This window comes from Seonamhaeicola sp. MEBiC01930 (assembly GCF_045277075.1).
Classification (GTDB): domain Bacteria; phylum Bacteroidota; class Bacteroidia; order Flavobacteriales; family Flavobacteriaceae; genus Seonamhaeicola.
Genome location: NZ_CP104270.1, coordinates 2,780,319 through 2,794,487 on the forward strand (window position 1 = coordinate 2,780,319; position 14,169 = coordinate 2,794,487).

16 protein-coding genes are annotated in these 14,169 nt (G+C 31.2%); 2 read left to right on the top strand and 14 right to left on the bottom strand.

Annotated elements, in window-relative coordinates:
- Positions 1–69: 69 nt before the first annotated feature.
- The 9 genes from N1F78_RS12010 to N1F78_RS12050 all read right to left on the bottom strand — a co-directional run bounded on the left by N1F78_RS12010 (position 70) and on the right by N1F78_RS12050 (position 9,279).
- A complete protein-coding gene (locus N1F78_RS12010) occupies positions 70–2,304 on the bottom strand; it encodes a SulP family inorganic anion transporter (RefSeq protein WP_406683399.1) in 2,235 nt (744 codons plus the stop codon).
- 195 nt (positions 2,305–2,499) lie between these two features.
- Positions 2,500–2,787 (bottom strand): YdhR family protein, encoded by a 288-nt coding sequence (locus N1F78_RS12015; protein WP_406683400.1) that lies wholly within the window; start codon positions 2,785–2,787, stop codon positions 2,500–2,502.
- A 175-nt stretch (positions 2,788–2,962) separates the two neighbouring features.
- The gene (locus N1F78_RS12020; protein WP_406683401.1) at positions 2,963–3,754 is read right to left on the bottom strand and encodes a DUF6090 family protein; all 792 of its coding nucleotides are present in this window, start codon (positions 3,752–3,754) and stop codon (positions 2,963–2,965) included.
- A 217-nt stretch (positions 3,755–3,971) separates the two neighbouring features.
- Complete coding sequence (locus tag N1F78_RS12025) at positions 3,972–5,444, bottom strand: serine hydrolase domain-containing protein (RefSeq protein WP_406683402.1); 1,473 nt, start codon at positions 5,442–5,444, stop codon at positions 3,972–3,974.
- 196 nt (positions 5,445–5,640) lie between these two features.
- A complete protein-coding gene (locus tag N1F78_RS12030; RefSeq protein ID WP_406683403.1) occupies positions 5,641–6,477 on the bottom strand; it encodes an SDR family oxidoreductase in 837 nt (278 codons plus the stop codon).
- An 11-nt stretch (positions 6,478–6,488) separates the two neighbouring features.
- A complete protein-coding gene (locus N1F78_RS12035; protein ID WP_406683404.1) occupies positions 6,489–6,974 on the bottom strand; it encodes a DUF1772 domain-containing protein in 486 nt (161 codons plus the stop codon).
- Positions 6,971–7,366: a hypothetical protein gene (locus N1F78_RS12040; RefSeq protein WP_406683405.1), complete on the bottom strand. Its 396-nt coding sequence runs from the start codon at positions 7,364–7,366 to the stop codon at positions 6,971–6,973. The genes N1F78_RS12035 and N1F78_RS12040 overlap by 4 nt, the downstream gene beginning before the upstream one ends.
- Before the next feature lie 91 nt (positions 7,367–7,457).
- Positions 7,458–8,309, bottom strand: a complete 852-nt coding sequence (locus N1F78_RS12045; RefSeq protein ID WP_406683406.1) for a helix-turn-helix domain-containing protein — start codon at positions 8,307–8,309, stop codon at positions 7,458–7,460.
- Between the two features lie 46 nt (positions 8,310–8,355).
- Positions 8,356–9,279: a carbon-nitrogen hydrolase family protein gene (locus tag N1F78_RS12050; RefSeq protein ID WP_406683407.1), complete on the bottom strand. Its 924-nt coding sequence runs from the start codon at positions 9,277–9,279 to the stop codon at positions 8,356–8,358.
- 203 nt (positions 9,280–9,482) lie between these two features.
- Between N1F78_RS12050 and N1F78_RS12055 the strand changes: the two genes are divergently transcribed.
- Both N1F78_RS12055 and N1F78_RS12060 read left to right on the top strand, forming a co-directional pair.
- Entirely contained in the window at positions 9,483–9,938 is a 456-nt protein-coding gene (locus tag N1F78_RS12055) for a toxin-antitoxin system YwqK family antitoxin (protein ID WP_406683408.1), read from the top strand.
- Positions 9,939–9,942: 4 nt separating this feature from the next.
- The gene (locus tag N1F78_RS12060) at positions 9,943–10,866 is read left to right on the top strand and encodes a hypothetical protein (RefSeq protein WP_406683409.1); all 924 of its coding nucleotides are present in this window, start codon (positions 9,943–9,945) and stop codon (positions 10,864–10,866) included.
- Positions 10,867–10,968: 102 nt separating this feature from the next.
- On the opposite strand, the gene N1F78_RS12065 is transcribed toward N1F78_RS12060, so the two are convergent.
- From N1F78_RS12065 to N1F78_RS12085, 5 genes are all read right to left on the bottom strand, one after another.
- Complete coding sequence (locus N1F78_RS12065; RefSeq protein WP_406683410.1) at positions 10,969–11,679, bottom strand: hypothetical protein; 711 nt, start codon at positions 11,677–11,679, stop codon at positions 10,969–10,971.
- Positions 11,652–11,996, bottom strand: coding sequence for a PadR family transcriptional regulator (locus N1F78_RS12070; protein WP_406683411.1), 345 nt, complete (start codon positions 11,994–11,996; stop codon positions 11,652–11,654). Before N1F78_RS12070 ends, N1F78_RS12065 begins: the two co-directional genes overlap by 28 nt.
- A gap of 191 nt (positions 11,997–12,187) precedes the next feature.
- The gene (locus N1F78_RS12075) at positions 12,188–12,763 is read right to left on the bottom strand and encodes a hypothetical protein (RefSeq protein ID WP_406683412.1); all 576 of its coding nucleotides are present in this window, start codon (positions 12,761–12,763) and stop codon (positions 12,188–12,190) included.
- Between the two features lie 58 nt (positions 12,764–12,821).
- A complete protein-coding gene (locus N1F78_RS12080; RefSeq protein ID WP_406683413.1) occupies positions 12,822–13,301 on the bottom strand; it encodes a DUF2306 domain-containing protein in 480 nt (159 codons plus the stop codon).
- Positions 13,302–13,541: 240 nt separating this feature from the next.
- Positions 13,542–14,111: a hypothetical protein gene (locus tag N1F78_RS12085; RefSeq protein ID WP_406683414.1), complete on the bottom strand. Its 570-nt coding sequence runs from the start codon at positions 14,109–14,111 to the stop codon at positions 13,542–13,544.
- Positions 14,112–14,169 lie beyond the last annotated feature (58 nt).

Below are 14,169 nucleotides of genomic sequence, written 5' to 3' on the forward strand. Positions count from 1 at the left end.
AATTATAAACGTTCTTACTACTTTGTTATTTATTAACTTAGTGTTAGTTTGTAATTGAAAGTGTTCACATTACAAATTTGCTTTTGTATCTAGTAATGTAGCCAATTCTTTTGCATAATCTATAAAAGCTATGGTTTCATCAGTACGTGCTAGTTTAATTTTATTAAAAATAATAATAGCTTCACCATTACTTTCTAAATGGTAAATCTGATGATTTTCAAAAAATCGTAAAATTTCATCTGTAAAAAATGACCGGATCTCAGATTCGTTATTACCCATAAGTAAGAATTTTTTTGAAAAATCTGGATACATCTCAAAATCGATGTCTTTATAGCCGGTAAACGCCATAACACGGTCAAATAATTTTTCTAAAACAGCCTCTTTTTCTAAAGTAAAAACGGGTATTTTTTTATTCAGTTTTAAAACTATAAGTGTGGTGTTAAAGGTTTCAGCAGTAAAGGCTTGGCCTTCGTTAAATGTTACATCTGCAATTTCCCAAGATACATTTAAATCTTCAAAAGATCCTCTCAGGCAATTATATTTACGTTCGATAGGTCTAATTTCAAAAAAGTGGAATTTTTTCAAATAAATGGTATTCCAATCGATTTGACTGACGAATTCATAATCTTTCTCAGTTGCCAAATTTCGTAAACGTTTTTGCCTTTGTGATAATTTAACATTAGAACTGGTTAAACTAAGTTTTAGAGCTCTATTATATGTGGATGATGAAACATGTGAATCTAATCCTGTTATATAGACCTGACCGCCTGTAGCTTTTTGCATCTTTAAGTATTCAACTAAAAAGTCCATATAGGTAATACCTACTAACCTGGTATCAGATAAATCAATATTTACATCTGCACCATCTGGAATTTGAGCCACCAGCTTATCAACTTTTAAAATACCTAGAAAGTTCGCAATTCCTCTAATTTTTAAATCATAACTTCCATCTGGTCGCTTGATTAATTTTGTGCGCGATTTATACACCATTTTAAAAAATTGGGGAATTGAAACTTTTGCTAAAAGCATGTGAGTAATTAATGCTAATATTAAACCTCCAACTAAACCAACTAATAAATTAGTATAAAGTGTTAAAATCATTGTCCCAATAAAGAAAACAAGTTGTTCGGTACCTTGATTATACATTTGTTTGAAAACTGCTGGTGATGCCAATTTAAAACCAGTATATACAAGTAAAATAGCAAAAGCACATAATGGCACTTGTCTCATTATTGGGCTCAATACTACAATGAAAACCAACAAAAGTAGCCCTTGATACATGTTAGACCACTTAGTCTTAGCTCCATTATGAATATTTACGGTACTTCTAATAATTACTGCTATAATTGGCAAACCTCCAATAAAACCGGCTACCATAGTACTAAATCCAATGCCAGTTAAATCTTTATTTAAATCCGTTTTTCGTCTATAAGGGTCTATTTTATCAACTGCTTTTGCAATGGCTAAGGATTCTATACTTGTTATAATTAAAATGGAAAATACGGTTGTCCAGAATTCTATTGTATTAATTTTCCCGAAGTTGGGAAACATAATAGAATCCATAATATTATCTGGAATATCCAATAATAAATTGGGGCCTACCTCATATGTTCTTCCTAGGAAAGAAAGCGTATGCTGATCAAAGAAATTAAAAGCATATACAAGCGGTATAGAAAGAGCAATAACCCACATTGGTGCAGGTAAAAGGTGGAAAAATCTGTAACTTATTTTTGAGTGAAACAGTAACAAGAGTAATCCTGTTAATGCAATTATTAGCACAAAAGGATTGGCCTGAGGTAAATATATTACGGCATCAATAAGGTTTTGAATAATGCTGGGGCTATCAGAATGTGTACCCATTGCCACATGGATTTGTTTTGCGAAAATAATAATTCCAATAGCTGCTAATATGCCATGAATTACGGAACTATGAAAGATGTCAGCTAATCGACCAAGTTTTAAAATGCCGAGTAACATTTGTAATGCACCTGAAATAACTACCGCAGCCAAGACATAATTAAAGGCTTGACCAGACCCATCATCCATTAATACAATACCCAGGAGTATTACGCCTATTACTCCTTTAGCAGGACCATTTACAGATATGTGTCCACCTCTATAAAGTGTTGTTACCACACCACCAATAACGGCTGAAAAGATACCAGACATGGCAGGCGCACCAGCAGCCAAAGCAATACCTAATGAAAGGGGTAGAGCAATAAGAGCAACACTTACTGCTGCTATTAAATCGCTATGCCAATTCTCAATTAATCCTTTAATACCTTTTTTTGGAGTGTTTTCCATTTATTTCGCTTTAAAATGGTTTATAAATTTTAACATAGTTAATTAGAAGGTAAATATATGGAATTATAAAAGTTGTTAATGTTAGGTTTTTTTTAAAATAATTCAACAGCTTGTATATAACCTGTTTAACTAAAAAGAGTAAAAAAGCTAGATTATTTATTTATGATTTTCTGCAATTGTTAGCCACTGAATTTATTAGTTTCTTAATTGAAACATAATATTCATTATATCAACATTAGGAGCTTCAACTACCTCATAGGCTTGAGGGATACTTTTGGCTAAGCCCGATTCTTTAAAGGCCATTAAAGATTCTTTACTGTCCCAAACATAAAGTCCACCATAATTTCCCTCTTCATTCATTTTAACATAATACTTTTGAAGAAGACCAGGTATCGCTTCAAATTCAGATTTTCTTTCTTTAGCTTTGTTTAGAATATCTTCTTCTGGAAGTTTCGATTTCAACTTTACAAATTGTAAGATCATAAGATTTGTCTTTTTAATAAAGGTTAATTTTTATTATAATGCCTAATGGTCTCGGTCATCATTATTTGCTAGTTTAAGCAACTAATTTAGTAAATACAAACCGAATGGAAAATGCATGAGAATTTTTATAATAGGTAGAGTTATAGCAAAATATTATATAGGTAGTTGGGGTATGTTATTTTTTTAATTCAATTAGTTCTTTCTTTATTGCGAGATTAAGTTCATCCATACGCTTTAGCATATCTAGATAAAAGTCTATAGTCACCTGTCTGAAAAATATACTTTCATTCAAAACAATTTTAAAGGCCTCATCTTGTTTAATCTCTGAATATTTATCTAGAACAATTGCATTTTTTTGAAAATCTGGATTGTAATAGTCTTTACTATCGGGGTTTTCAATTAGCATTGGATCTCCATCTGGGTCAAGCTTAAAGTACTTCAAAAAATAAGGCAATTTTAAATCATAGGTTTCATAAACAGTTAAATCATTTTCTATTTTTTTTATAGCTGTACTGAAGAAATCATAAAAACGAGCAATGTCTTTTCGGAGTAAATTATTGCTCAAAATTGCGATGTTGTTGTTTTGTAAATTTGTAAAAGTTGACTCATGTAATACAATAAGCAAGGGGGTGGTTAATGCGGAGTTATAGTCAATTTTAATATTAGGTTCATCTAAATCACTTGTAAGAAAGTTTAGTAATTTTTTTTCATCCTTAATAAATTGTGAATGATATTTTAAGTTGAATTTGATATCTAGGGTATCTAATTCAAAATCTTTTAGAATATTTTCTAATAGAACAATTTCTAACTTTTTTGACTTATTCTCCTCATTCCAGTTATTTATCTGAAGAGCTATTAAAATACCAATAACAACGAGAATAATTTCTCCGATGGCATAAATCAAATATTTACTGAATTTGTTTTCAGAGAGCAATTTTTGTCTAATCTTTCTAAAGAATTTTATCATTGGTTTATTATTTGGTCATAACGAAGTAAAACGTTTCTGCTTTGCGTAGTTGGGGGTTTTAGCACTAAACTTGAAAAGTCCATACCAAACTAAAAATCCGCCACGATTTTCGGAAGTAGGCAAGAACAAGCATTTACATATAGCCATGGTTGTACTTTCATTATTTTATAAGAATTCATACTGTTAAACTTTTCTATATCCATTTGCATCACATCCATTATTCGTCCGAAGTCTTATAATCAACTGGAAATGCCTTCAAAACTTCCCTTGTTAGATTCCATTCATTGAACCCTTGCTTTCCATAATCTAGACCTCTTCTCACTATTACTAAATCGTAGGAAGGAACCACAATGAGAAATTGACCACGATTTCCAATTGCAGCATAAGCATCTTTTGGTATATCATTTCGCTTATCTTCTACAAGCCACCATTGTCCACCGTATAATAAGTTACTCTGTCCATTAAGTGGTGCTGGGGTTCTTATAAAATCAATCCAATTTTCAGATAATAACCTTGTATTATTCCATACTCCGTTTTGCTCGTAAAGCATGCCAAATCGAGCTAGATCTCTGGCTGTTGTGTATACTTGACTACTTAAAATAAAATCTCCAAATCTGTCAGTACTGGCAAAAGTATTCCGCATGCTAATTTTATCAAATAAAGCTTTCCTCGGAAATTCAATATAGGTTCTGTTGTTACCAAGAGCTTTCTTCATAGCCAAAACTCCAAGAAGTATGTCATAATTCTCATAATCCCAGTAAGTGCCTGGTTTTCTGATAAGACCTCTATTTCTTGCTGCTTTCTCCGAACTTACTCCTGCCCAATATGAAAGCCCCGATCCAGTAGCATCTCTTAGATTTTGATTATCTGCTGGATAAAGACCACTTGACATATTTAATACATTCCTTAAAGTGATATCTGCACGTGGGTCATTTTCAGAAGATTCTTTTTTAGGTAACCATTCAACTCCCAGTGGAGCATCTAATTCCATTTTTCCTTGATCTACCATCATTCCTATAAGAGTTACCGCAATACTCTTGGCCACAGACCATGTACGTGTTTTGGTGTACATATCTATACCTTCTGCATACCTTTCATGAATGATCTGACCTTTATGAACTATAAGCAAACTTATCGTGACCTGTTCGGGAGATTCCCGTTGGAATGACCATTTTGACGCTTGAGCTATTAGATTAGTATTGATGTAGTCAGGTAATTTTTGTTCTGGGATAAAATCACCTTCCGGCCAAGGGGTTATTGCAGGATTACCTTTAATTATAGGTAGGCTTTGTATAGGTAGACTGTCAATAACATCAAATGTCTGATTAGGAGCTAGAATAATTGAGCCAATGCCCTCTCTGAATACGGCACGCATCAAAGGAGGATTTTCTACTGAACCGATTGTAACTGATTTTCTATCCCAATCAATTTTATAGTCTCCACTCTTTGCATTTCCAATAGGATTATCTATGTATTTGAGCTCTTTATCATAGACTTGTTTAAGTGTTCTATTGGAAGTGAAAAGTCCATTACAAGTAAGAACTGCTTGAATTCCGCGTTGAATCATTTCCCTTTGTGACTTTAAATAATCATAGGTTTCTGTTTGTTGTGAGAACCCCAAATAATTAGAAGCTAAAAAGATAGTTGCTAGTAAATGTCTTTGTCTAATTTTTTTAAAGAATTTTATCATTGGTTGGAATTTCTCTAAAGTTAGAATAATTATTTAAATCCGTTTGAGCGAGAAATAAAGAAGGACAACGTACTTGTGCGTGAAAAGTTGTGTGTTTATGCGCTAGGATTTTCAGAAAGTAAAATACAAAATAAAAAAGAATAGCGATTTGAATTTTAGTTCAACTCGCTATTACTAAAGCATGCTGTTACAATAATTAATTGATGTTTACCTGATTCCAAATTCCCGTGCTTGCAGTTGTTTTGGCATATTCTGAAAATGGTTTTGCTTTTCTGCCTAAAATACGTTGAACATCATTAATAACTAACTGATTATTAGGGTTTGTTAAAACATGATTAAACAAATACTCAATTAACCACACCACATCACTAGGTATTTGAAGTTGTTTCATACCCATAATATACTGCTTTAACGTGATATCATGAAAGTTTAAACTTCTGTTACTTGCCTTTGCAATCATCTCAACAGCATCCTTAAAGTTGATTAATTCAGGACCTGTAACCTCAACGACTTCTCCGTTATAGGAATCATCAAGCAATACAGTTGCTGCAACCTCTGCAATATCATTTGCATCCACAAATGGGATTAAAACATCAGACATTGGTAATGCTACTTCTCCTGAAATAATAGGGTCTAAAAAGAAACTTTCGCTCCAATTTTGATTAAACCATGAGGCTCTAACGATTGTGTAATTTATACCAGAATCTATAACAATCTTTTCACAAGCTTCAGCTTCCATTTCACCTTTTCCTGAAAGTAGAACTATTTTTTTTACACCTAATTCTATGGATAAATGAGTTAAGCTCTCTATGGCCTCCTTTGCACCAGGAACCGCTAGGTCAGGATAATATGTAACATACATTTTTTCGATGCCATTTAAGGCTTCAACCCAAGTATCCTTATTATCCCAATCAAAACTTGGTGATGCGTTTCTTGAACCAATTCTTGGTTCAACTCCTTTTTTTTGTAATTGCTCTACTACTCGGCGACCAGTTTTTCCGGTTCCTCCGATAACTAAAATGTTTTTTTTCATAATGAATTGTTTTAAAATGTTTTTTGAATAAATATTGATGTAAGCAATAGAATGAATGAAACTATGCTTGAAATGGTTCTTATACCATGGAAATTATTCCAAGCATTTTCATAATAGGTTCTAAAACCCCTTAGCTCTATTAGGTTAAGCTTGGTGATATTTAACCCTTCTAGTTCCTTGTTCAAGGGAACATTTCCAAAAGCTGTAACACCAAAAGTGCCAATTAGATAAATGATCGTTGATACTAAGACTAATCCAAATACAGTTTTGTTGTTGAACTGTAGATACGCAGTTAAAATTAAGGTTATCAAGCTGCCGAAGAATACAATTAAGAATGCTGGATTTAAGATTTCTCTATTAATATTTTGCATGGTATTTAGATAGGTTAAATCTCCTACTTTTTGTGTTCCTAGTATCACTGAAACAGACCAGGTGAAGAAGAAACCTGTAGAAAGTGCATTCAATAAAACCGTTATAAAAAAAACCATAGTTTTCATGCTTTGATTTTTTTATTTGTTAAATGATTTCCGAAATAGAATACAATGAAGTAAAACTCAACTATAATTGTAAAAAACATTGGATCTCCAAAAAAATCTGTATAGCTTCCACCGTTTGAAATTATAAATACAGGAACTGTTATTATTAGATCTAGAAGGGTAGCTACTATAACGAATGTAAGTCCCAATGCAGAAGGCTTTATGTAACTTTTTAAATAGAACAAATATGTTCCTAAACATGCGCTAGGTATAATACCTAAAGCCAATACGACATTAGATTGTAGGATTGGGTTTTCTAAAATGTGCACATAAAATGACAAGAGATAAAAGCTAACACCTAAAATCCAAACTAACATACCACAAACAATGCTAAATAAATTTTTACGAATCATAATCTTTGAATTTTGAATTATGACGCAAATCTATAACAGCGGTCTTCCTGTGGCTTATTCTAAAAGAACTATGATTTATTCGAAAAGAATTTTACACTTTGCTAGGTCTGTAGCCAAACTTTTTTTCAAAAGCATTAGAGAAAGAACCTAAACTATCGTAACCTACAGCCCAAGCCGCTTCTTGAATAGTTTTTTGTTCGTTTTTAATTAAATTGTAGGCTTTTTTTAAACGTTCGTTTTGTAAGTATTTGAAAACAGGAATGCCAAACTGCGCTTTAAATTCAATTTTAAGCTTATTAGTGTTTGTGCCAATTCTGTTGGCCAATTCTGTTAATGAAGGAGGGTTTTCTAAATCCGATAAAATAATTTCTTGAGCAAGATTGATTTTTTTTATTTGCGAAGTATCTAATTTTGTGTTTTGTTGTTTTGATAGTTGTCCAAAATAATGAGAAAGTAAAGCTGTGATATGGCTTTTATAAAACATCATTTTAATCTCACCCTCATAAGTATTGCTAAAGATCTGCTCAACTAATTGAAACATTTCTGGACTCATATTGAATACTGGACCTTCAACATAATGTTCTTTGGGGTGCATTAATTGATATAAAAATTGTTCCAGAAATTGACCTTCACCATTAGGCAATTGGTCTATGTTTCTTATTGTTGTAGCGATAACTAAACATTGCAGAGATTTTAGTTTGGAAACATGATGTTCAAACTCTACCATATTATTTGCATAAAAAGATAGTACCATACCTTTGGTGTGAAAGAATTTTTTAACTTTTCCATTAAATTTTACGTTAAGTCCAACATTACCTGCGCCATAAAAGGCGATGGCTATTACTGGCTCGTCAAAAAAGCATGAATCTATTAAATTATTATCGGTAGAAGCCTCTTCCAACAAGATCGTGTAATCCTTTATATCTATTATTTCACGATTCATTTTTTTGAGTTATCTCAATCAAGTTTAATTATAGTCTTTGTTGTAGCTAGTTTTTATTTCGCAAATGTATATTAAAATTAAAAACATCAGGTCTTGAGTAATGTCCAACGACATCAAACATTCGTTTTGCTTTTATAATGTCTTGAAGATTAATATCTGCATATAATATTCCTTCTCTCGCTTCTAGTGGTCCAGCAATAATTTTCCCGTTTGGTGCGATTATAGAACTATTACCAACATTAATCCATTCTCTTCCTTCAGGGTAAAGTTTTTTAAATTCATACTTATCAGGAATGTCATCCATTTTTAAAGCCATGCAAGTACTTATTACAAACAATCCTCCTTCCCTGGCAACATGCTGCATAGTTTGAATCCAGTTTGGACTTTTATCCCAAGTAGGTGAAACTAAAATCTGAGTACCAAATTCGTAGATAGCATTTCTAGCCAAAGGCATAAAGTTTTCCCAGCAAATCAATCCTGCTATTTTACCAACTGAAGAATCATAAGAACATAATGTACTACCATCTCCTTGAGACCATATAAGACGTTCTCCGCCAGTTGGTATTAACTTTCTATGTTTACCTAGAATTAATCCGTTGTCGTCTATAAAAAGTAAGCTATTAAATAAACTTGCATTACTGGTTTCAGTATTACGTTCATGCATTCCAATAACAACATTAACCCCAGCCGTTTTAGCTGCTTTACAAAGTTTTTTCGTAGAATCATCAGGTACAGAAACAGCATTTTCAACAAGTTTCAAGTAAAGATCATTTAAATCAGCTCCTCTACTATTTGGAATAAGCCATACCCAATCTGGATAACCAGAAATAAAAGCCTCTGGGAAAACGATTAAATTAGCGCCGTTTTCACTGGCCTTTATAATCGCTTTACAGGCCTTTTCAACCGTTTTTTCTTTGTTTAAGAAAACAGGTGAAAGTTGTGCAGCAGCTACTTTTATATTTTTTGTCATCTTGTTTATTGTTTAATTAGCTAAAACGTGTTGGAGGATGTTTAGTTGCGTTGGTTCGAACTAAGTTAATAAAACAAAACGAACGAAAAGGAAAATCCTACGGGTTTTCCAATTAAGCACTTGCGAAAGCAATTAAATATACATGTTGTTGTGCTTTGGTTATTTTAGTTCTATTTTTACTGAGCACTTAAATTAATACAAAATTGAAAAAATATATTTTCCTATTTATTTTTATGGCATTTGTTAGTTGTAAGACTGCAATTATTAATCAAAATAATACTTTTGACAAGGACAGCATTACATATTTTAAAAAAGATAGGAGTTTAGTGAATGGAATAGTAAAAGATTATTTTGAAAATGGTTGGTTGGCTTATGAAGGGAAGTACAAGAATGGTAAAAAAGTTGGAATACATAAATATTGGTATGAACAATATAACGCTGGTGATTTAGCCAGTGAAAGTGTTTACAAAGATGGTAAATTGATATTTGAAAAGGTTTATTATGACGACAATCAACTATGGACTGAAGGAGCTTATAAAGATGGAAAAGAGGAAGGTATTCATAAAGGATATTATTATAAAAGTGGGAAACTAGAGTATGAACAAATTTGGAAAAACGGGAAATTAATTTCTGAGAAAAAATATAATCTTAAAAAATGACCTTATGATAAAAAATTCAATTTTCTTTCTCTTTTTTCTTGGAACATTTGTGTTCTCAAGTTTCAAGCCTTCTGCAAATATTGATGGCATATGGGTAGTGAAAAGTGTTAATGGAGAAGAGAACCCTCGTTTAAATGGATCATATATTGAATTCCTTGATAATGGTTGGTTTGTTATGGGAAGTATAAATAGAGAATCGTATGATAAAGGAAAGTGGGTATGCGCTCCAGATAAGAAAGTGATGTTTTTCTACACAGAGCCTAGTTCTAATGATAAAGTACTTCGCGAAACTGAAATAGTAAAAATTCAGGTACTTACTAAGGACACCTTAATTATTCAGATGAAGAAAAAAGTATTTGAATTTGTAAATCTAAGATTGGAGTCTCCTGAAGTTCAAGAAGCATTTAAATTAAAAAAAGTGGTGCTCTCTGATGATATTGTAGAAGCAGTAAAAAAACGCGCAGAAGTAGAACCTAAAAAAGAGAATAACGAATCTTTAGATGATGCTACAAATGAAATGCTAGATTCAAATCCTCATAAAAACAACAACAGTAAAGAACCGAAAATGGAAATCGTTGCAAAAGCATCAGCTTTAATAGGTAAATGGAATATTGTTGGCATGAACATGAATTTTGTTATTATGCAGGGAGAAATTGAGGACAACAAGAATGATATTGGATATATGGATTTCAAGAAAGACGGTTCTTTAAGAATGAAACTAAATGGCAAGGAGATATCTACAGATAACACGCAATGGGTTGTAGTTGAGGATATTAATACAATTTTTCAATATGTTTTAAGTGAGAAAGCTGACGTAGGGAGCAAAGTTGAATTTTTTAAAATATATGAGCTTTATAATAATAAAATGACCTTGTGGGTAAAACCTTTAAGAGGGTACATCTACCTAGAAAAGATGGATAAGGAATAATATCTTAAATAACCACTTTAACCGAAATTAGGTAATAATCAAGGGAAATCCCTAGTTAACCAGAGCAAGCAATTAATTATATACGTTGTTGTAGCCAGTACTTTATTCCGTATATCTTAATTTATTGTTCTTTTTGTTTTTCCAAAATAGAACTATTGATGTTGTTAATAATATAATTCCGCACAGTATTTTATAAATTCCAAAATTAAGTTCCATTGTATGAAATTCAGCAATAGGATTCCCAAATTTATTAATGTCAATTCCTGGAAGAACTACTTCAGCACTTAATCTAATTGATATTATATATGATACCGCAATTAAAGATACAAGCACATATACACTACTTAATTTACTTAAAAATGATTTCCGCTTTTTTAGATTAAAATATAATACACCAAAGAAAGAAATTGAAAAAATAGTTAAAAGTATAATCGAAGCAATGTTAAATTTACTATTATCAATATTCATATATTGAGATAAAAGCAGAGTTGAAACTAGAAATAATTTACTCAAAATTATAAATGAAATGTAAGTTAGAGCACCTTTTAGATAGGGAATTGTTGTTTTAATAAATGAGAAATTATTAACCTTATCAAATTCCGTACATATATCATCTATTCTTCCAATTCTCTTTCTAGCAATTAGAAATGATTCTTCTATGGTTAATCCTTTAGACTCCAAATCATCAATTAAATCTAATAAATGACTTTCTAATTCGTTGATGTTATCTAAAGTCATAATTGACTTTTTTGATAATTCTGATTTCCAGATTTCTATATTATTCTTTAAGTTAAACTCGGTTCTATTTTCCATAATTTTGATATAATTTGATTTATAATTGCCCAATTTTCTTTTTCTGATATAAGTTCTTTTTTACCAATAGAGCTTATTTTGTAGTATTTTCTCTTTTTCCCAGATTCTCCAATTTTCCAGTAAGATTCAATAAGTTCTTTTTTTTCTAATTTGTGTAAAACTGGATATAAAGTTCCATCGCCATATTCTATTTTACCGTCAGATATTTCTTTTACGCTTTGTATAATTTCATAACCATAAGATTCTTTTTTTGTAAGTATTGATAGAATAATAGGTATAGTAGAAGCTCCAATTAATTCTTTTGATAGTTTTGCCATATTTATGCATTTATGAAAAACAAATATACATAGAAGTTCGATGTATAAAAATAAAACCAATATATTTTTTCGTATTGGTAATGTGAATGTATAAGATTAGTTGCGTTTTTAAGCAACTGTTTTAGTAAATAAATCACAGATAGAAAATCAGCCAGAACATTCTTAAATAGGCTAAAACCAAGCAATTATTTTTACACTTTGTTAGCACTTATTTTTCTGTATAATACTTTAATTCCAAGTGTTATTAAGATTACTATTAATGCAATAAAAAATATACTTGTTGAAATGCTTTTTATAACTGAAAACATATTAGTTGTATAAACTGCAGTCCCATTCAATTCAGGATAGTTTTTAAGCATTGTAATAATACCGATATTTTCCAAATAATCTGCAATTCCGGCAATTAATGGTGTTAGGCAGAGATAAGTATATGAAGAATTTAATTTGTTCAATTTTTTTAAAAAATATCCCAAAAGCAGACAATAAGAAAGTCCGAATAGCAGGGGGTAAATCATATCCACAGGTATTTGGTTGGTTAGATATGTCAAACGTCCATTTTCTCCAAGCGAAGTAAATAATTCACTTACATAATTTAAATCATATCCTGTGGGCATCATATCCAATAATTTCATTCCATTAGAGAATTCCATTGTTTTAGGAATTGTAACAGTCAGCATAAAGGTGTAAACAATATTAGTCAAGATAAAAAGTCCTAAAACCTTTTTGCCTGATATATTCTTTTCTATGAATTTTAGTAATCGTTTCATTTTTTTCTTAATAAGCACTTGCCAAAGCAATTAATTAAACACCTATTTGGCAGCAGTTTCATTCTTTAAAATAATTTTTCCATGTTTTCTCTTTCCAAAAAATAAAAATTGAGCCAAATACAAATACAGTAATTGAGGTTACTCCTACGACAGCATAAGAGGGTTTTTCTGGTATTCTTAAGCTCAATTCGGACACAAATGCCGCATAAAGTCCTAAAACAGAATAATACATAAACCATAGATGAAAAATTCTATGTTTGCTATTTATATTCTTTAAGAACAGTGGCGAAATCCCAAGAACCAGAGCTAAAAGTCCGGCAATTGCTAAGGTGTGAAAAACTCCGAAATCACCTGTAATATTATAAACTCCCAATGAAGATCCACACACCAAAACCATTGATAAAACATATAAATATCCAAACCGCTTATGTAATTGTGTTCCTTTTGGTTTAAATAAGATGAATGTACCAGAAAGCATTGAAATCAAAGCTGTTATGAAATGAAACCACCCAAGTGGCGTGTAGACAAAGTCATGCATTATCAATATATATTAATTCCATTCAAAAATTGGATTAAAATTACAATTTCGAAAGATTAAGTTACTGAATTGTATGTTTTAAGAGATGAGTTGTTCAAATTGTTGCCAACGTGTTTGTATATGGTTTGTTGCGTGTTTCAGTAACTAATTTAGGAAAACAAATCGAATAGAAAATCCGCTATGATTTTCGCATGTAAGCTATAACTAGCAATGAATTATGCAGGTGTTGTAAAACGTTTTTTATTCAATTGCATCTCCTTTATCAGGTTCAGCGATAATAAATGCCCAGTTCACATATTCAGGCACATCATTTTTTTGAAAATAGTCATCTCCTAATCCTATTATTTGATTCCTAAAATCAACTATTTCTAAATTCAGCTCTTTGTCAATATGTAATTCAATTCCGTTACTAAAATAAATTGGCTTGTACTTATTTGTAGTGAAAATATGCCAACTGTTAGGAACCAATAATGAATTCCTATTTACAATTAGAGTATCAGATGTTTCATTTTTCACGTAAATCTCGAAAATATTTTCATTTGATTTTTTTTCAAAATATTCCACCGTTGAAAGTCCGATTATGTTCAAATCGATAGGATTATTTTTCAGCACTTTTTTCTGTTTTGTTTTTGATGAAAAAAAGTAAATCAGAAAAGGCAAAATCATAATTACACCAATTATGACAACATAATTATTTCTGTTTGGTAATCTCAATCCATAGGTTTTTCCGCCAAGACTTAAGAAAGTCAAAATGAATCCTAAAACCGCTAAAACTTTTATGATTAGTATTTCTGTCTTTTTAGTATTCAATTCTGGCTTTTAGGTTTTTTTAGAAAAGTTTTACAACGGTTGGGCTATGATTCCGTTG

What these genes read in the sequence shown, in the direction of transcription:
- N1F78_RS12010 (WP_406683399.1), bottom strand. Translation starts at nt 2,304, where the DNA reads ATGGAAAACACTCCAAAAAAAGGTATTAAAGGATTAATTGAGAATTGG.
- N1F78_RS12070 (WP_406683411.1), bottom strand. Translation starts at nt 11,996, where the DNA reads ATGGCAAAACTATCAAAAGAATTAATTGGAGCTTCTACTATACCTATT.
- N1F78_RS12040 (WP_406683405.1), bottom strand. Translation starts at nt 7,366, where the DNA reads ATGATTCGTAAAAATTTATTTAGCATTGTTTGTGGTATGTTAGTTTGG.
- N1F78_RS12045 (WP_406683406.1), bottom strand. Translation starts at nt 8,309, where the DNA reads ATGAATCGTGAAATAATAGATATAAAGGATTACACGATCTTGTTGGAA.
- N1F78_RS12015 (WP_406683400.1), bottom strand. Translation starts at nt 2,787, where the DNA reads ATGATCTTACAATTTGTAAAGTTGAAATCGAAACTTCCAGAAGAAGAT.
- N1F78_RS12050 (WP_406683407.1), bottom strand. Translation starts at nt 9,279, where the DNA reads ATGACAAAAAATATAAAAGTAGCTGCTGCACAACTTTCACCTGTTTTC.
- N1F78_RS12060 (WP_406683409.1), top strand. Translation starts at nt 9,943, where the DNA reads ATGATAAAAAATTCAATTTTCTTTCTCTTTTTTCTTGGAACATTTGTG.
- N1F78_RS12065 (WP_406683410.1), bottom strand. Translation starts at nt 11,679, where the DNA reads ATGGAAAATAGAACCGAGTTTAACTTAAAGAATAATATAGAAATCTGG.
- N1F78_RS12030 (WP_406683403.1), bottom strand. Translation starts at nt 6,477, where the DNA reads ATGAAAAAAAACATTTTAGTTATCGGAGGAACCGGAAAAACTGGTCGC.
- N1F78_RS12080 (WP_406683413.1), bottom strand. Translation starts at nt 13,301, where the DNA reads ATGCATGACTTTGTCTACACGCCACTTGGGTGGTTTCATTTCATAACA.
- N1F78_RS12020 (WP_406683401.1), bottom strand. Translation starts at nt 3,754, where the DNA reads ATGATAAAATTCTTTAGAAAGATTAGACAAAAATTGCTCTCTGAAAAC.
- N1F78_RS12035 (WP_406683404.1), bottom strand. Translation starts at nt 6,974, where the DNA reads ATGAAAACTATGGTTTTTTTTATAACGGTTTTATTGAATGCACTTTCT.
- N1F78_RS12075 (WP_406683412.1), bottom strand. Translation starts at nt 12,763, where the DNA reads ATGAAACGATTACTAAAATTCATAGAAAAGAATATATCAGGCAAAAAG.
- N1F78_RS12025 (WP_406683402.1), bottom strand. Translation starts at nt 5,444, where the DNA reads ATGATAAAATTCTTTAAAAAAATTAGACAAAGACATTTACTAGCAACT.